This window comes from Amycolatopsis sp. NPDC043889 (genome assembly GCF_056435645.1).
Window position 1 is genome coordinate 40,112 of the sequence record NZ_JBWKEC010000041.1, and the last position, 15,771, is coordinate 55,882.

The following is a 15,771-nucleotide window of genomic DNA, read 5'->3' on the forward strand; positions in this document are numbered from 1 at the left end:
TAGTTGCCGATACGAACTACCGCATCCAGAGGACGAAATGCGTGCGGGTCAGCGCATGGTGGCGTGCGACGGCTTGAGGTCGGCGAGCGTGCGGACGCCCAGCAGCTGCATCGTCCGGACCATCTCGGCGCGCAGGATGTCCACGCACCGCTGAACGCCGCGCTCGCCCCCGGCCATCAGGCCGTAGAGGAACGCGCGCCCGATGAGCACCGCGTCCGCGCCGCGCGCGATCGCGGCCACGATGTCGCCACCGGAGAGGATGCCGGTGTCGACCCACACCTCCGCATCGCCCTGGATCTCGTCGAGAACCGCCGGGAGCAGTTCGATCGGTGTCGGCGCGCGGTCGAGCTGACGGCCGCCATGGTTGGACAGCAGCACCGCGTCGGCGCCGTGTTTGACCACGTCCCGCGCGTCGTCGACGTTCTGGATGCCCTTGACCACGAGCTTGCCCGGCCAGGTCTGGCGGACCCAGTCGAGGTCGTCGAAGTTCAGGGTCGGGTCGAAGAGCTGGTTGAGCAGTTCGGCGACCGTGCCGTCGAACTGGCTCAGCGACGCGAAGGTCAGCGGCTCGGTGGTCAGCAGGTTGAACCACCACGCCGGATGCATCGCGCCGTCGACGAAGGTCTTGAGGGTGAGCGCGGGCGGGATGGTCAGCCCGTTGCGAACGTCGCGCAGCCGCGCGCCCGCGACCGGGGTGTCCACCGTCAGCATGAGCGTGTCGAACCCGGCGGCCCAGGCGCGATTCATCAGATCTTCGCCCGCCTTGTGGTCGCGCCAGACATAGAGCTGGAACCACTTGCGGGCCTCGGGGGCAGCCGCCGCGAGATCTTCGATCGACGTCGTCGCCATCGTCGACAGGCCCATCGGGATGCCGTTGCGCTGCGCGACACGGGCCACCGCGGACTCGCCCTCGTGGTTCATCATACGGGTGAACCCGGTCGGCGCGAACGCGAACGGCAGCTCCGAACGCTTGCCGAGGATCTCCTTGCCGGTGTCCACATCGGACACTCCGCGTAGGACGTTCGGGTGGAATTCGATGCTGCGGAAGACCTGCCGGGCGCGGCGGAGGCTGTCCTCCAGCTCCGCGGCGCCGTCCGTGTAGTCGAACGCCGCCCGCGGCGTGCGCTTACGGGCGAGCATCCGCAGGTCGGCGATCGTGTGCGCGCCAGCCAGCCGCCGGTCGGTCGGGTTGAGCACGATCGGCTTCGGCCGCAGGATCTGCTTGAGCTCACTCGGCTTCGGCAGTCGACGCTTGGTCACACTCGCTCACCCTTCCCTGCTTCCGCAAACATCCGATGTCTCACCCTAGCTGCTTCGCCGCCGGATGCAATGAAGGGACCTTTCCTTGCGAAATTCGCAAGGAAAGGTCCCTTCATCTCAGCGTCAGGCGCTACCGGAGTCCGACAGCTGCGGACCCGCGGCGGCGATGTCGTCGAGGCGGTACTTCCGCGCCGCCTCGGCCACCTTCGCCCGGTCGAATTCGCCGCGCTTGGCGAGCGCGCTCAGCGTGCCGACCACGATCGACTGGGCGTCGACCAGGAACTTCCGCCGGGCGGCCGGGCGGGTGTCGGAGAACCCGAACCCGTCGGTGCCCAGCGTCAGCATGTCGTTCGGCACCCACGGGCGGATGAGGTCCGGCACGGCGCGCATCCAGTCCGAAACCGCGACGACCGGCCCGTTCGCGCCGGACAGCTTCTGCGTGATGTACGGCACACGCGGGGAGTCGCCCGGGTGGAGCAGGTTGTCGTGGTCGGCCTCGACGGCCTCGCGCCGCAGCTCGGTCCACGACGTGGCCGACCACACGGCCGCGCGGACGCCCCACTCCTCGGCCAGCATCTGCTGGGCGCGGAGCGCGTCCGGCATGGTGACGCCGGAGACCAGGATCTGCGCCTCCGGGCCCTCGCCCGACGGCGCGTCGGCGTACTTGTAGAGACCCTTGAGCAGGCCGTCGACGTCGAGGTTCTCGGGCTCGGCGGGCTGCTGGTAGGGCTCGTTGTAGATCGTCATGTAGTAGAAGACGTTCTCGCCGTTGCCGTCCGGCCCGGTCTCGCCGTACATCCGGCGAAGACCGTCCCGCACGATGTGGGCGATCTCGAACGACCACGCCGCGTCGTAGGCCACGACGGCCGGGTTGGTCGCCGCCAGCAGCAGCGAGTGCCCGTCGGCGTGCTGCAGGCCCTCACCGGTCAGCGTGGTGCGGCCGGCGGTGGCGCCGAGCACGAACCCACGGGCCATCTGGTCGGCCGCCGCGTAGAGGCCGTCACCGGTCCGCTGGAACCCGAACATCGAGTAGAAGATGTAGACCGGGATCATCGGCTCGCCGTGCGTGGCGTACGAGGTGCCGACGGCGGTGAACGACGAGGTCGAACCCGCTTCGTTGATGCCCTCGTGCAGGATGGCGCCCTTTTCGGACTCCTTGTAGGCCAGCATCAGGCTCGCGTCGACCGACGTGTACGTCTGGCCGTGCGGGTTGTAGATCTTGGCCGTCGGGAACATCGAGTCGAGACCGAAGGTGCGCGCCTCGTCCGGGATGATCGGGACGATCCGCTTGCCGATCTCGGAGTCCTTCGCCAGCTCGCGGACGAGCCGGACGAACGCCATCGTGGTGGCGACCTCCTGCTTGCCCGAGCCCTTACGGAGGCCTTCATAGACCTTGTCGCCGGGCAGCACGAGCGCCTTCGAGGCCTTCGGGCGCCGCTCCGGCAAGAACCCGCCGAGCGCCTTCCGGCGGCCGATCATGTACTCGATCTCCGGCGATTCCTTGCCGGGGTGGTAGTACGGCGGCAGCTTCGGGTCGCGCTCGAGCTCCTCGTCGCTGATCGGGATGCGCTGGGCGTCCCGGAACAGCTTGAGGTCGTCGAGGGTGAGCTTCTTCATCTGGTGCGTGGCGTTGCGGCCCTCGAAGGACGGTCCGAGGCCGTAACCCTTGATGGTGTGGGCCAGGATCACCGTCGGCTGGCCGTGGTGCTCCAGCGACGACTTGTAGGCCGCGTAGACCTTGCGGTAGTCGTGCCCGCCGCGCTTGAGGTTCCAGACGTCGGCGTCGGTGAGGTCCTTGACCAGCTCCTTGGTCCGCGGGTCGCGGCCGAAGAAGTGCTCGCGGACGAAGGCGCCGTCGTTGGCCTTGTAGGTCTGGAAGTCGCCGTCCGGCGTGGTGTTCATCAGGTTGACCAGCGCGCCGTCACGGTCCGCGTGCAGCAGCGAGTCCCACTCGCGGCCCCAGATGACCTTGATGACGTTCCAGCCGGCGCCGCGGAAGTACGACTCCAGCTCCTGGATGATCTTGCCGTTGCCGCGCACCGGACCGTCGAGCCGCTGCAGGTTGCAGTTGATCACGAAGGTCAGGTTGTCGAGGCCTTCGCCGGCGGCCACGTGGATGAGGCCGCGCGATTCCGGCTCGTCCATCTCGCCGTCGCCGAGGAACGCCCAGACGTGCTGGTCGCTGGTGTCCTTGATGCCGCGATCGCGCAGGTAGCGGTTGAACCGCGCCTGGTAGATCGCGTTCATCGGGCCGAGGCCCATGGACACGGTCGGGTTCTCCCAGAACTCCGGCATCAGCCGCGGGTGCGGGTACGACGGCAGGCCGCCGCCCTCGCCGGCGTGCGAGAACTCCTGGCGGAAGCCGTCCAGCTGGTTCTCGGTCAGCCTGCCCTCGAGGAACGCGCGGGCGTAGATGCCGGGGGAGGCGTGCCCCTGGATGAAGATCTGGTCGCCGCCGCCCGAGTGGTCCTTGCCGCGGAAGAAGTGGTTGAAGCCCACTTCGTACAGCGCCGCGGACGAGCCGTAGGTCGAGATGTGTCCGCCGACGCCGACGCCGGGACGCTGCGCGCGGTGCACCATGATCGCGGCGTTCCACCGGATGTAGGCGCGGTAGCGGCGCTCGATCTCCTCGTCACCGGGGAACCAGGGTTCGTTCTCCGTGGGGATGGTGTTGACGTAGTCCGTCGACGTCAGCGCCGGGACGCCGACGTGGCGTTCCCTGGCCCGCTCGAGGATGCGCAGCATCAGGTACCGGGCGCGCTGCTGACCACCCCTGGCCAGCGCCTCGTCGAAGGAGTCCAGCCATTCGGCGGTCTCCTCCGGGTCGATGTCGGGCAGGTGCGCCGCCAATCCGTCACGGATGACGCGGACGCGTGCCGGGGTCTCCTTGCCGGAGGCGCCGTCGTTCTGCGGGGCCAAGGGGTCTCCTTGCGAAAGGTGGTAGCTGGTTGTGCTCGTACGCGGGCGTGTTCGCCTTCCATCGTCGTCCTCCGGTTCCGTTCCCGTCACCGCTACTGATCGGTAACGTTCGCGGACCCGATTGCGACACGCCTCGCACGCGCCTGTACTCGCGCGCGCGTTTTCTCTCTCACCCTAAAGCAGGGCGTTCGGAGGTGCCCAGGCGCGCCCGAATTGACCCCGTGAGAGTGGGCTGAATGTCCGTACGCCGCGACACGAGTTGTTCAAGATCCGGTGTGGACGGTTGCGCGGATCGCTTCACCAGTGTTCGCTAACGGGCATCGTGTACCCGAGTGTGGTGCCCGCCCGGCCGATCAGGCCGACGCGACACCATGCTCCGTCGTAGTTGGAGGAGTGACAGCAGTGGTCGCCGCGGGAGACGCTGATCAGAGCAGCGTCGCCGAAAGGCTCGGGATCAAGCCGGACATGGTGGTCCAGGAGATCGGCTGGGACGAGGACGTCGACGACGACCTTCGTGCGGCGATCGAGGAACAGATCGGCGGCGACATCCTCGACGAGGACGCCGACGAGGTCATCGACGTGGTGCTGCTGTGGTGGCGCGAAGACGACGGTGATCTCGGTGACACGCTGATCGAGGTCCGGACTCCCCTGAACGAGAACGGCGTGATCTGGGTGCTGACCCCGAAGACGGGCCAGCCCGGGCATGTCGAGCCGAGTGAGATCGCCGAAGCGGTGCCGCAGGTCGGGCTGGCGCAGACGGCCAACATCAGCGCCGGCCCCAAGTGGGCGGGCACCCGGCTGGTTTCGCCGAAGTCGTCCAAGACCAAGCGGTGACCTCTCCGGGCGCGCGATCGACACGATAGGGTTGTCGTCGCAGGCCCCTGTTCGCTCTTGAGAGGAAACCGCCGGTATGGCCGTCGAGGTCGGATCGCAAGCCCCGGACTTCACGCTCAACGACTACAACAAGCAGTCCGTGACGCTGTCATCCTTCAAGGGTGACAAGCCGGTTCTGCTCGTGTTCTACCCGTTCGCGTTCAGTGGCATCTGCACCGGCGAGCTGTGCCAGCTCCGCGACGAGTTCGCGGACTACGACGGCCAGGGCGTCCAGGTCATCGGTGTGTCCGTGGACACCCCGTTCTCGCTCAAGGCGTGGGCCGAGCAGGAGGGTTACCAGTTCCCGCTGCTTTCGGACTTCTGGCCGCACGGCGAGGTCGCGAAGGCCTACGGCGTCTTCAACGAGGCGGCCGGCCTGGCCACCCGTGGAACCTTCCTGATCGACAAGGACGGCGTCGTGCGGTTCGCCGAGGTCAACCAGCCCGGCGAGGCGCGCGACCAGCAGGCGTGGAAGAAGGCCGTGGCCTCGCTGGCCTGAGTCTTCACCGGTGGCACCCGTGCTCGGGTGCCACCTCCCGGGCGCATAGCTCAGCGGGAGAGCACTCGGTTTACACCCGAGCGGTCGTAGGTTCGATCCCTACTGCGCCCACGAACGGATTTGGGGCCCCCGGAGATCATCGAGGGCCCCGTCGATCTCAAGCCAGGCTCTCGATGATGTGCCGGCGCACCGGCACATCCCGCCAGGCCCGCGCCGCGGCGATCCTCGGGAATCCGATCATCGCGGCAGTTCCCGCCCGGTCGCCCTCCTGTCCTCGTGCGGTCATCGGCTGGTCCTTTGCCACCGCGCGAATGCTTCCCGGACTTCGGCGGAAGAGTGCCCGAGGGCGCTGTCGTCCGGCTCGGCGGGAGTGAGCCGCGGGATGTGCACCACGAGATCGAAGGCATCCAAAGGGGCCAAGTCGCCGTAGAACGAGCCGCGCTGCACCACCCCGACTCGAAACTCGTGGTGGACGTCAACCGGCCCGAGCGCATCGCGGGCCTGGCCGAACTCGTCCGCTCCCGGGGGGTTCGTGCCGGTGCGCTACTTCCAGCGGATGGAGCACTCGCTCGGCGCCTTGAACGGTCCTGTGATCCCCCGAGGGTTCCGGGTCGAGCCGTGGTCGGAGCGGAACGACGAGGACTTCCGGACGGTCAGGAACGAGGCCTACCGCGACTGCTGGGGCGCGGTGCCGATGCCAGTCGAGCTCTGGCGGAACAAGATCACCAACCAGACTTTCCGGCCTGAGGTCAGCTTCCTGCTTCGCGAGGCGGGCGGTGCGGTCGGGATGCTGGTGACCCTGTGCTGGGACGCGGACACGGAGGCCACCGGCGTCCGCGACGCGCACTTCATGGTGATCGGAACGCTTCGGGAGCACCGGCGGCGAGGTGTCGCCGGAGCGCTGATGGGACACGCGTTGCGGGCCGTCGCTGACCAGGGGTACGACCGCGCGAGTTTGAACGTGGACTCGGCGGATCCTTCGGGCGCGTTCGGGGTCTTCGAGAAGGCGGGCTTCGTGCCGACGATGCGCTACGTGCGCTGGGCGCTCGAAGCCTGACGTCACTCACGAAGCGTTCGGTGAGCATCAGACCGGCACTGCAGTACATGAAGGCTGAGCCGAGAGAAGGGTCCTTCACGCGCGGCCGCTGTGACCGCTGTGGTTGCTGTTGCAGGTGGGGGCCACGTGGCAATCCTGAGGGTAGTGAAGGCCTCCTTCACTACCCTCAGGGTAGGCAAGGAGGCCTTCACGGACCACCGCGATCCGGACTCGGCCACCCGCCCTCCGCATTTAGTCGACTAAATGCGCTCAAGACACGTGAAGGCCCCCTTCCCTCGACTGAGCCGAGGGAAGGGGGCCTTCACGCACCCCCAACACCTGTGGAACGTTTTCGGCTTCGGCGGTCTGGTCTGCCCCCTCGGCAGGCCAGACCGCCGGTGTGCGCCGCGCCGCGGGTGGCGAACTTTCGGCTACACAAGAGAAGAGGCGGGCGGGGCTGCCCAGATACGTCAAGATCGGCGTCCATTGGAGTGATCCGGGCCACGAGCGGCGATCACGCAGAGCGACGAGGCCGTGTCCTGCAAGTCATGTTCGAGGTCTTCGCGCCCAGGTGCTCCCTGACGGCACAGGCGGGCTCGGCCGAGTACGACCCGGTACGGGGCCGATCCGCCCGTGCCGTCAGGGATCACCTGGATCACGAAGCCCATCGAACAGACTCGCAGGACACACCTAGGCGCGAATGAGCCGGTTCGCCAAGGTCGACATCGTGTAGGCCCCGATGCCCATGACGACTTCGAGGGCGTTCCGTTCGGTGTATCCGTGCCCGAAGAAGGTCCGCAGGGTCTCGTCGTCGACGCCGCCGGCGGTTTCGAGTACCGCGAGTGTGAACTGCCGGATGGCTTCCAGCCGCTCGTCGGGCACCGGCTCCTGGGAGCGAAGCGCCGCGATGAGGTCGTCGTCCGCGTGGAGACCCTTCAACTTGCCGGTGTGGATCTCGATGCACACTGCGCAGCCGTTGCGGGTCGCCACGGTCATCACGACGGTCTCCCGCGCGAGGGGTTCGAGCGTTGTCCGCTCGAAGCTCGCGCTGAGTTTCAGGAATCCATCGAGCAGTTCGGGTGACGACGCCTGCCGGGCGACGGCGGTGGGGAGGTGGCCGAACTTCCGGATGGTCGCTTCCATCGAGCGACGCGAGGCTTCGGGCGCGGTTTCGACGGTGTGATCGGTGAACAAGGCTTCCCCTTTAAGATGGTCAACGTGGTTGACGAAAAGGTAAACCAAGTTGTCGATTCAGGCAAGCGCGATTCCGATCCGCCCGGCTTCGAGCTGCCTCTCCTGCTGTTCGCGGGCTTCCGCTCGATCATCGACCGGATGCACGCCGAGCTGGCCGAGCAGGGGCATCCCGACGTCCGCCCGGCGTACGGCTTCGCCATGCAGGCGATCGGCCGCGAGGGCGCGACGGCGAGCGAGATCGGGCGGCGGCTCGGCGTGAGCAAGCAGGCGGCGGGCAAGACCGTCGACAAGCTGGAGCAGCTCGGCTACGTCGCGCGTGTCGACGACCCGGCCGACGCCCGGCGCAAGGTCGTGCGGCTCACCGGCCGCGGGTTCGACTCACTCGGCCGGACGGCGGCGATCTTCGAGGAGCTGCGCAAGGAGTGGGCCGCCACGCTGGGCGTCGAAAGGGTCCGCGCGCTCGAAACGGACCTTCGCACGATGGCGCCCGCGGACGGCTTCCGTCTCGACGTGGCGGGCTGGTTCGGGGCCTAGAAAGGGCAACCGGGGTTCGGCGCGTCCTGCGACAGCGGGCTTCCGTGCGGCAGCACGTAGAGCACCTCCAGCACCACCGGCGTCGCCCCGAGATTCCGTCCGATGTGGACGGTGTCGCTCGGTTCGGTGAAGACGGCACCCTTGCGGTACAAGCCGTCGAGCCCGCAGTCGGCCGAGTTGTGCGTCAGCGTGCCTGCCTTGACGTACGCGTGCAGCGTGCCGTCGTGGTAGTGCCAGCCGGTGTAGCCGCCGGGCTGGATGACGACCTCGCGCAGCACGTAATCGGTGTTCCCGACCGTCTGCTGGTGGAAGATCGTCCCGGTCACGCCGGAGCCGGGCGTCGCGTCGGCCGTCGCGGGGACGGCCAGCGCGAGAACGAGGGTGGCGAGCAGTGTGGTCACGGACCGCAGGCGCATGAACGAACCGTACCGCGACCGGCACTGCCCGAAAGGGCCGTTCAGTCCGCCCGAAGTGTCCGCCGTGGCATCTTGCCGCTCTCGGTCCGCGGCAGCCGCTCGCGGAAGTCGAACCGGCGCGGCGTCTTGAACCCGGCGAGCTCGGCTCGGCAGTGCTCTTCAAGCCGCTTCGCCAGCGCGGAGTCCCCGGCCGTCCCCTCGACCGGTTGGACGACCGCGACGACCCGTTGTCCCCACTCGGGATCCGGTTCCCCGATCACCGCGACGTCGGCGACGTCGGGATGGCTCAGCAGCCGCGCCTCGATCTCGGCCGGGTAGATGTTCACGCCACCGGAAAGGATGAGATCCGTCCGCCGGTCGCACAGGAACACCCGCCCCGCGGTGTCGAGATAGCCGACGTCCCCGACGGTGACGAACTCCCCGGAACGCGCGGCGGCCGTCTTGTCCGGATCGTCGTGGTAGTCGAATTTCGTGTGCGCGGAACTGAAGTAGAGCGTCCCGGTCTCGACGGCGGGGAGTTCGCGGCCGTCGTCGTCGAGCACCTCGACCCGCACGCCGTCCAGCGGTGTGCCGACCGTGCCCGGCGCGGCGAGCCAATCGCGCGCGTGCACGGCCGCGATCAGGCCCTCGGACGCGCCGTAGTACTCGTGGACCACCGGTCCGAGCCAGGCGAGCATCCGCTCCTTGACCTCCTTCGGGCACGGCGCGGCACCGTGGATGACCGACGTCAGGCTCGACAGGTCGTACCGCGCGCGGACGTCCTCGGGCAGCCGGAGCATGCGGTGGAACATCGTCGGCACCAGATGCGTGCTCGTCACGCGGTGCCTTTCGGTGAGCCGCAGCGTTTCCTCGGCGTCGAACCGGTCCATCAGCACGAGCGTGTGCCCGAGATGCAGGATCGCGGTCGAGAACATGCCCGGCGCCGCGTGGTAGAGCGGGCAGGCGACGAGGTGCACGCCGTGCCCCGGCCGGACGTCCAGGCGATCGAGGACGTTCGCGTGGATCGGGTGCAGCGCGGGCGGCCGCCCGGACAGGGCGCGCCGGACGCCTTTGGGGCGCCCCGTGGTCCCGGAGGTGTAGAGCATCGTCTGGCCCGCGGTCCGCTGCTCGGGCGTGGTGGTGGGCCGGCCCGCGCCCCACGCCGCGTAGTCCGCCCAGCCGGGCGTCTCTCCGCGCGAAAACCGGTGCAGGCCCTGCAATTCCGTGGTGCACGTGACGGCGATGTCCGCGTCCGCGACGGCGACCTTGGCGCCGCTGTTCGCCGCGATGTAGGCGATCTCGCCCGGTGAGGACCGATGGTTGACCGGCGTGAAGTACATCCCCGCCTGCAAGGTCGCCAGCAGGAGCTCGTAATAGGCGAGTCCATTGTGGATGATCGCGACGATGCCGTCGCCCTCGCCGATGCCGAGTGCCCGCAAGGCGTGGGTCAGCTGATTCGCACGCGCCGACAGCTCGCCGAAGGTGGTCTCGCGCCCGTCGACGTCTATCACCGCGACGCGGCCTGGATCCCGCTCCGCGACTTCGTAGAAGGTGCTCATTTCGCCTCCGATTCGGGGCGCCGCAGGCTCTCCAGGTGCCGCCGGAGCACCGTGCGCATCAGCTCCGGCGAAGTCCGGCCCGTCGACAACGCGAGCCCGTCCAGCAGTGCGGCCAGCCGTTCGGTCTCCACGGTCAGGTCGAGGTCTTCGAGGAGACCCCCCGCTTCGTTCGCTCCGTCGAGCACGCGCCGGACGAGGGCGCGGACCCCGTCGTACATGCGGGCGGCCTCCTCGGCGAGGTCCGGGCGGTTCTTCGCGGCGGCCGAAAACGCCAGCCAAACGTCGGTTTCGGCCCGGGTCTCCTCGGTGAGCGGGAGCAGTTCGCTGAGCAGTGCTTCGGTGATCTCCTGCCGACGTGAGCGCGGTGTCGCGGGGTCGAGCAGGTCGGGGAGATGCCCCAGCAGCCTCGCCTCGAGCCGGTCACCGAGCGACCGCATGGCGAACACGATCAGCTCGTCGTGGCCGCGGAAGTAGTGCCGCACCGAGCCGATCGCGAGGCCGGCCTCCTCGGCCACGCTTCGGAGCGACGCCTGCGCGAGGCCGTCCCGCTGGATCACCCGGAAGACGGCTTCGGCTATCTCAAGGCGCCGGGCATCGGGGTCGACGATCTTGGGCATGTTGCCTTTATAGCACGACCTTGCTATTTTATTTAGCACAGACATGCCACAAAGGGGGAGTCCATGCGGACCTGGTTGCTGATCGCGCTGGTCGTCGCCGTGGTGATCGTGATCGTCGTGCGCAGGCTGCGCGGGGAGCCGCTGGTCGCCCGCGAGGTGTTCGGGGCGCCGGTGGTCCTGCTCGCGATCGCGGGCTACGGCCTGACCAAGCTGGAAAGCTTCACCTTCACGGACGGCGCCTGGCTCGTGCTGGGTTCCGTCGTCGGATGCGGCCTCGGCGCGGTGCGCGCCGCCACCACGAAGCTGTTCGAGCGCGACGGCGTGCTGTGGCTGCGCTACACCGGCTGGACGTTCGGCGTCTGGGTGCTGTCGATGCTGGTGAACTTCGGGGTCGGCTTCCTGGCCACGATGGCCGGGGCACATCCCGACGCGCGGCCGGTGACGCTGTCGATAGGTGTCAGCCTGCTGGGAGAGGCGTTGGTGCTCGGTATGCGCGCGAAGACGACGGGGCTGCCGTACGCCCCGCCGTCCGAGTCGGTGCTTTCCCGTCGCTAGGCCAGTTTTCCGACTTCGCCGACGAGGAGGGCGATGTCGTCTTCGGTATTGAAGTAGTGCACCGAAGACCGGACCAGTGGCGGCAATCCACGCTCGACGAAATCGAACTGGGCGGACGTCGCTTCAGTGACACTGACGTTGATCTTCGCCGCGGCCAGGCGCTGTTTCACTTCCTGCGACGGTGTTTTCGCCACGCTGAACGTGACGATCCCGCACTGTCGCGCGCCTTGGTCGTGGACGCGGACACCGGGTATCTCGCGGAGCGCGTCGCGTAGTTTCGCCGCGAGGGCGGCGACGCGAGCTTCGATGGCGGGCATGCCCCATTCGAGGGCGTAGTCGATCGCCGCGCCGAGGCCGTGCAGGGCGGCGTGATCGCGTTCCCAGACCTCGAACATCTTCGCCGTCGGATCGACTTCGTAGGTTTCGGGCGCGGTCCACGCTGCCGAGTGAAGGTCGAGCATCGCGGGCTCGACGCGCTCGCGCAGCCGCGGGTGCGCGTACAGGAATCCGGTGCCCCGCGGACCGCGCAGGTACTTGCGGCCGGTGACGCTGAGGGCATCGCAGTTCAGGCGCGCGACGTCGAGGTCGATCTGGCCGGCGCTCTGGCACGCGTCCAGCAGGAACGGGATCCCGGCCTCGCGCGCGACCGCGCCGATCTCTTTGGCGGGGTTCACCAGTCCGCCCTGAGTGGGTACGTGGGAGACGGCGATCAGTTTGACGTCGCCGTCGACGCGGCGCTTGAGGTCCTCGACGTCCAGTTGCCCGGACTCGTCGTTGTCGACCACCTCGACGACGGCGCCGGTGCGCTTCGCGATCTGCAAGAAGGAGATGACGTTGCTCGCGTACTCGGATTTCGCCGTCAGGATCCGGTCTCCCGCGGCGAACGGCAGCGCGTAGAAGATCGCCTGCCACGACCGGGTCGCGTTGTCGGTCAGGGCGATGTCTTCGGGGCCGGCGCCGACGAGGCGCGCGGCCGAGGCGTAGACGCCGTTCATCCGCTCCACGGTCGCCGCGGCCTGCTCGTACCCGCCGATCAGGGCTTCTTCCCGCAGGTAGCCGACGACGGTGTCGGTCACCCGGGCGGGTGGCAGGGACGATCCGGCGTTGTTGAGGTGGACCACTTCCGCGCAGCCCGGTGTCTCGGCGCGGGCGCGGTGCACATCGAAGTCCGTCATGCCTAACTGAATACAGTACGACCGAAGTGCATGCAATACTGCACCGATGACGAGGAACCTGCTCCGGCGCGACCTCACGGAGGAGATCACCGCCCGCGTGCTCGACGGCCGCATCGCCGCGGACAGCCGCATCAACGAGGTGCACCTCGCCCGCGAACTGGGCGTCAGCCGGACCCCGTTGCGCGAGGCGCTGATCGGGCTGGCCGACCGCGGCCTGCTCGTCTCGGCGCCGAACCGGGGTTTCCTCGTGCCGCCGTTCGACCCGGACGAGGCCCGGCAGCTGTACCCGCTCGTCGCCGAGCTCGAATCGCTCGCGTTGCGCTGGAGTTCGCCGCAGGACCTCGCCGGGCTCACCGGCGGACTGGACCGGATCACCGCCGAGATGGCCGCGGAACTCGCCCGGCAGGGCGATCTGTCCAGTTTGGACGACCGTTGGCACGCGTTGCTCGTCTCGCGGTGCACGAATCCGCATCTGCTGCGCCTGCTCGAGCAGACGAAGCCGCTGCTGAAACGCTATGACGCGCGCTATTTCGGTGGCGTCGAATGCGCCAGGGAGAGTATCGATGAGCACCACCGGATCGTCGAGGCGATCCGCGTCTCCGACCTCGCGACGGCGATGGAGCTGCTCGTGCGGAACTGGGTGAAAACGTTGGCATATCTGGAAGACATGGGGTGACACGATGTTCGTGACGGCACATCTGAGCGACAACCATCTCGACGGCGGGGAGCGCGCCGACGAACGCACCGAACGGGTCATGCGGTACCTGGAAGGCCTGGCGACACCGGTCGACGCGATCCTGGTGACCGGAGACATAACCGACCACGGCACCCTGGAGGAATACCGGCGCGCGGCCGAGCTCTTCAAGACCGGCGTCCCGCTGTTCGTCTGCCCCGGCAACCACGACAAGCGCGGCCCGTTCCGCGAAGGGCTGCTCGGCCAGGCGCCGGGTGACGCCCCGGTCAACGCGGCGCACACGGTCGGCGACGTCACGTTCGTCATGGCCGATTCGACCATCCCCGGCAAACCCGACGGGCAGTTCGACGACGAGACCATGGCCTGGCTGGACGACGTACTCGGCGACGGCGATGGCCCCGCCTTCATCGCCTTCCACCACCCACCGGTCGCGCTCGGGCTGCCGCTGGTGGACGCGATGCGCCAGTACGGTGAGGAAAAGCTGGCCGAGGTGCTCGCGCGTCACCCGCGCGTGGTCGCCCTGCTCTGCGGGCACGTCCACGCCGCGGCGTCGACGACGTTCGCGGGAGTGCCGCTGCGGTCGGCGCCGTCGGTCGGGTCGAGCATCCTGTTCCCGTGGGAACGGAACGGACTGCGGTCCTGGAGTGAAGGCGGACCGATCGACTACGACCTGCCGCCGTCGCTGCTGTTCCACGTGCTGCACGACGACGGCAGGCTGACCACGCACCAGCGGGTCGTCCCGGCCTGACGAGGAGTCAGGCGAGGCGGCGCCGTCGCGAGGTGTCGCGAAAGCCACTCTCGCGACACGCTCCTGTGCTCTCCACCCTCACTGGCCGCCGAACACCGGCAGCGTGATCCGCGACGGGTGCGCGGGGTCGTGGAAGATCTCGAACCGCGCGGGTTTCCCGTCCACCGCGCTGAAAACCGGCTCGCCGGTGCCGTGGTTGCGGGCGAAGCGCGGGAACGCGCCGCCCGCGACCTGCACCCGCAGGCGGTGCCCGCGCCGGAACCGGTACGCCGTCGGATCGAGCAGGATCTCGGCGGCGACCACACCGTCCACACCGGACTCCGGGTCGCCGGGTCGCAGGCGGAGGATCCCGTCGGTGACGTTGCGGGAGACACCGCGACGGTCCACATCGCACAGCCGGACGAACACGTCGCCGTGCCCGACGTCGGTCCGGACGTGCACCAGCGCGGAGATCTCGCCGATGACGTCGAGATCGCGCTCCAGCACGTCACCGGTGAACAGCAGTACGTCCGGCCGGGCCTCGATTTCCTTGTTGTCCTGCTGTTTCTGCACGCCCGACAGAAGCGGGCCGCCGACCGTCGGCGTCGGGTCGGCCGGATCGAAGGTGAACTTGCCCGGTTTCGACTCCACCGGCGCATCGAGGGAAAGCCTGCCGGGACGCAGGAAGTACGAGGTGGTGTCGGACTCCGGTGGCCAGCTTGCGAAGTCGAGCCACCGCCCAGAACCCTGGAGATACAGGCGCACGGGTGACTGCCTGAGCGGTGCGCGATCACCCAGGAGGTGGGCGGAGAGGAAGCCGATCTGGTCGGTGATCAGGGTTTTCAGGCTCGCGGGCTCGCCGTGCGCCCACGGGCCGATGGTGATCCGCGGTGCGCGTCCGGCCGCGGCGAGTTCCTTGAAGTCGCGCAGCTGGGCGGAGATGAACAGGTCGTACCAGCCGGTCACCATGGACACCGGGGTCGTCAGCGCGGCGACCTCGGCGCTGTGATCCGACGGCGCCCAGAAGTCGTCGCCGGGTTCGGCGTGCGCGGAGACGTCCTGCAGGAACCGCACCTGCTTGCCGATGGCCGCGACGTCGGCGCCGGAAACCGGCAGATATGCCATGGCGCGGCGGGTCTTCTTCGTCTGCCAGGGATTCGGCAGGCCGGCGAACCGGCCTTCCTGGCGGCCGATCAGCGCCGACCACGAGACCATGTTGTCGACAGCGAGGATTCCGCCTGGATAAAAGGTCGACACGAACTCCGAAGCGGTGACGCCGAGACACAGCGCTTCGAGCGGCTCGCCGAGATACGGCGCGACGGCCCACTGCGTGTGGCCGAGGTAGCTCGCGCCGGCCATCGCGACCCGGCCGTCACACCATGGCTGCTCGCGCAGCCACGCGACGGTGGCGAGGCCGTCCTCCTTCTCCAGGTGGAAGGGCCGGAATTCGCCGCCTGAGCCGAAGGTCCCGCGAGTGCTCTGGAGGACCGTCTGCAACCCGTGCCGCGCGAACGTCTCGCCGAAGATCTTGCCCATCAGGCCCTTGCGGCCGTACGGCGTGCGGATCAGCACCACCGGTCGCGGCTCGTCGCCTGGGACGGCGTAGCGATCCGCCAGCAGCCGGACACCGTCGGGCATCGGGACGGGGATCGCCTTGGTCACCGAGGGGCGGGGCCTTCGGCGGGTGGGAGGCCGAGGTACCGGTCGAGGAGTCGGTCGAGCACACTGGCCGCC

15 protein-coding genes, 1 tRNA gene and 1 pseudogene are annotated in these 15,771 nt (G+C 68.6%); 8 read left to right on the forward strand and 9 right to left on the reverse strand.

Annotated elements, in window-relative coordinates; translation table 11 throughout:
• Positions 1-48 precede the first annotated feature (48 nt).
• Positions 49-1,260, reverse strand: a complete 1,212-nt coding sequence (locus AC0685_RS39710; protein ID WP_478230212.1) for an alpha-hydroxy acid oxidase — start codon at positions 1,258-1,260, stop codon at positions 49-51.
• 123 nt (positions 1,261-1,383) lie between these two features.
• Positions 1,384-4,179 carry a pyruvate dehydrogenase (acetyl-transferring), homodimeric type gene (gene aceE / locus AC0685_RS39715; protein ID WP_478230213.1) on the reverse strand — a complete coding sequence of 932 codons (2,796 nt, stop codon included), beginning with the start codon at positions 4,177-4,179 and terminating at the stop codon, positions 1,384-1,386.
• Positions 4,180-4,581: 402 nt separating this feature from the next.
• On the opposite strand from aceE, the gene AC0685_RS39720 reads away from it, so the two are divergent.
• The 3 genes from AC0685_RS39720 (at position 4,582) to AC0685_RS39730 (ending at position 5,662) form a co-directional block, all read left to right on the forward strand.
• Complete coding sequence (locus AC0685_RS39720; protein ID WP_034311133.1) at positions 4,582-5,013, forward strand: DUF3052 domain-containing protein; 432 nt, start codon at positions 4,582-4,584, stop codon at positions 5,011-5,013.
• A gap of 76 nt (positions 5,014-5,089) precedes the next feature.
• The gene (locus AC0685_RS39725; RefSeq protein ID WP_016336116.1) at positions 5,090-5,551 is read left to right on the forward strand and encodes a peroxiredoxin; all 462 of its coding nucleotides are present in this window, start codon (positions 5,090-5,092) and stop codon (positions 5,549-5,551) included.
• Between the two features lie 39 nt (positions 5,552-5,590).
• Positions 5,591-5,662: transfer RNA gene (locus AC0685_RS39730), tRNA-Val, on the forward strand.
• Positions 5,663-5,708: 46 nt separating this feature from the next.
• On the opposite strand, the gene AC0685_RS39735 is transcribed toward AC0685_RS39730, so the two are convergent.
• Positions 5,709-5,837: a hypothetical protein gene (locus AC0685_RS39735; protein ID WP_478230214.1), complete on the reverse strand. Its 129-nt coding sequence runs from the start codon at positions 5,835-5,837 to the stop codon at positions 5,709-5,711.
• Between the two features lie 252 nt (positions 5,838-6,089).
• On the opposite strand from AC0685_RS39735, the gene AC0685_RS39740 reads away from it, so the two are divergent.
• Positions 6,090-6,608: a GNAT family N-acetyltransferase gene (locus AC0685_RS39740; RefSeq protein ID WP_478230215.1), complete on the forward strand. Its 519-nt coding sequence runs from the start codon at positions 6,090-6,092 to the stop codon at positions 6,606-6,608.
• A gap of 669 nt (positions 6,609-7,277) precedes the next feature.
• On the opposite strand, the gene AC0685_RS39745 is transcribed toward AC0685_RS39740, so the two are convergent.
• Positions 7,278-7,781: a carboxymuconolactone decarboxylase family protein gene (locus tag AC0685_RS39745; RefSeq protein WP_478230216.1), complete on the reverse strand. Its 504-nt coding sequence runs from the start codon at positions 7,779-7,781 to the stop codon at positions 7,278-7,280.
• Positions 7,782-7,796: 15 nt separating this feature from the next.
• On the opposite strand from AC0685_RS39745, the gene AC0685_RS39750 reads away from it, so the two are divergent.
• Positions 7,797-8,315: a MarR family winged helix-turn-helix transcriptional regulator gene (locus AC0685_RS39750; RefSeq protein WP_478230217.1), complete on the forward strand. Its 519-nt coding sequence runs from the start codon at positions 7,797-7,799 to the stop codon at positions 8,313-8,315.
• On the opposite strand, the gene AC0685_RS39755 is transcribed toward AC0685_RS39750, so the two are convergent.
• Genes AC0685_RS39755 through AC0685_RS39765 form a run of 3 tightly spaced genes read right to left on the reverse strand, consistent with a single transcriptional unit; the run spans position 8,312 to position 10,886 of the window.
• The gene (locus AC0685_RS39755; RefSeq protein ID WP_478230218.1) at positions 8,312-8,731 is read right to left on the reverse strand and encodes a cupin domain-containing protein; all 420 of its coding nucleotides are present in this window, start codon (positions 8,729-8,731) and stop codon (positions 8,312-8,314) included. The genes AC0685_RS39750 and AC0685_RS39755 overlap by 4 nt on opposite strands.
• A 41-nt stretch (positions 8,732-8,772) precedes the next feature.
• Positions 8,773-10,269 (reverse strand): AMP-binding protein, encoded by a 1,497-nt coding sequence (locus AC0685_RS39760; protein ID WP_478230219.1) that lies wholly within the window; start codon positions 10,267-10,269, stop codon positions 8,773-8,775.
• On the reverse strand, positions 10,266-10,886 hold the full coding sequence (locus AC0685_RS39765; RefSeq protein ID WP_478230220.1) for a TetR/AcrR family transcriptional regulator: 621 nt from the start codon (positions 10,884-10,886) through the stop codon (positions 10,266-10,268). The genes AC0685_RS39760 and AC0685_RS39765 overlap by 4 nt, the downstream gene beginning before the upstream one ends.
• A gap of 63 nt (positions 10,887-10,949) precedes the next feature.
• Here AC0685_RS39765 and AC0685_RS39770 point away from each other — a divergent pair, with 63 nt between their 5' ends.
• On the forward strand, positions 10,950-11,441 hold the full coding sequence (locus AC0685_RS39770; RefSeq protein ID WP_478230221.1) for a DUF1453 domain-containing protein: 492 nt from the start codon (positions 10,950-10,952) through the stop codon (positions 11,439-11,441).
• Here AC0685_RS39770 and AC0685_RS39775 read toward each other — a convergent pair.
• Positions 11,438-12,616: an aminotransferase class V-fold PLP-dependent enzyme gene (locus AC0685_RS39775; protein ID WP_478230222.1), complete on the reverse strand. Its 1,179-nt coding sequence runs from the start codon at positions 12,614-12,616 to the stop codon at positions 11,438-11,440. The genes AC0685_RS39770 and AC0685_RS39775 overlap by 4 nt on opposite strands.
• 46 nt (positions 12,617-12,662) lie before the next feature.
• On the opposite strand from AC0685_RS39775, the gene AC0685_RS39780 reads away from it, so the two are divergent.
• Both AC0685_RS39780 and AC0685_RS39785 read left to right on the forward strand, forming a co-directional pair.
• Complete coding sequence (locus tag AC0685_RS39780; RefSeq protein WP_478230223.1) at positions 12,663-13,292, forward strand: GntR family transcriptional regulator; 630 nt, start codon at positions 12,663-12,665, stop codon at positions 13,290-13,292.
• 4 nt (positions 13,293-13,296) lie between these two features.
• Positions 13,297-14,058: a metallophosphoesterase gene (locus AC0685_RS39785; RefSeq protein WP_478230224.1), complete on the forward strand. Its 762-nt coding sequence runs from the start codon at positions 13,297-13,299 to the stop codon at positions 14,056-14,058.
• A 78-nt stretch (positions 14,059-14,136) separates the two neighbouring features.
• Here AC0685_RS39785 and AC0685_RS39790 read toward each other — a convergent pair.
• A pseudogene (locus tag AC0685_RS39790) lies at positions 14,137-15,761 on the reverse strand (CocE/NonD family hydrolase).
• Between the last annotated feature and the right edge of the window lie 10 nt (positions 15,762-15,771).

Coding starts and splice junctions, on each gene's coding strand:
- AC0685_RS39755 (WP_478230218.1), bottom strand. CDS start 8,731: ATGCGCCTGCGGTCCGTGACCACACTGCTCGCCACCCTCGTTCTCGCG.
- AC0685_RS39765 (WP_478230220.1), bottom strand. CDS start 10,886: ATGCCCAAGATCGTCGACCCCGATGCCCGGCGCCTTGAGATAGCCGAA.
- AC0685_RS39750 (WP_478230217.1), top strand. CDS start 7,797: ATGGTCAACGTGGTTGACGAAAAGGTAAACCAAGTTGTCGATTCAGGC.
- AC0685_RS39775 (WP_478230222.1), bottom strand. CDS start 12,616: ATGACGGACTTCGATGTGCACCGCGCCCGCGCCGAGACACCGGGCTGC.
- AC0685_RS39735 (WP_478230214.1), bottom strand. CDS start 5,837: ATGACCGCACGAGGACAGGAGGGCGACCGGGCGGGAACTGCCGCGATG.
- AC0685_RS39725 (WP_016336116.1), top strand. CDS start 5,090: ATGGCCGTCGAGGTCGGATCGCAAGCCCCGGACTTCACGCTCAACGAC.
- AC0685_RS39780 (WP_478230223.1), top strand. CDS start 12,663: ATGACGAGGAACCTGCTCCGGCGCGACCTCACGGAGGAGATCACCGCC.
- AC0685_RS39760 (WP_478230219.1), bottom strand. CDS start 10,269: ATGAGCACCTTCTACGAAGTCGCGGAGCGGGATCCAGGCCGCGTCGCG.
- AC0685_RS39785 (WP_478230224.1), top strand. CDS start 13,297: ATGTTCGTGACGGCACATCTGAGCGACAACCATCTCGACGGCGGGGAG.
- AC0685_RS39770 (WP_478230221.1), top strand. CDS start 10,950: ATGCGGACCTGGTTGCTGATCGCGCTGGTCGTCGCCGTGGTGATCGTG.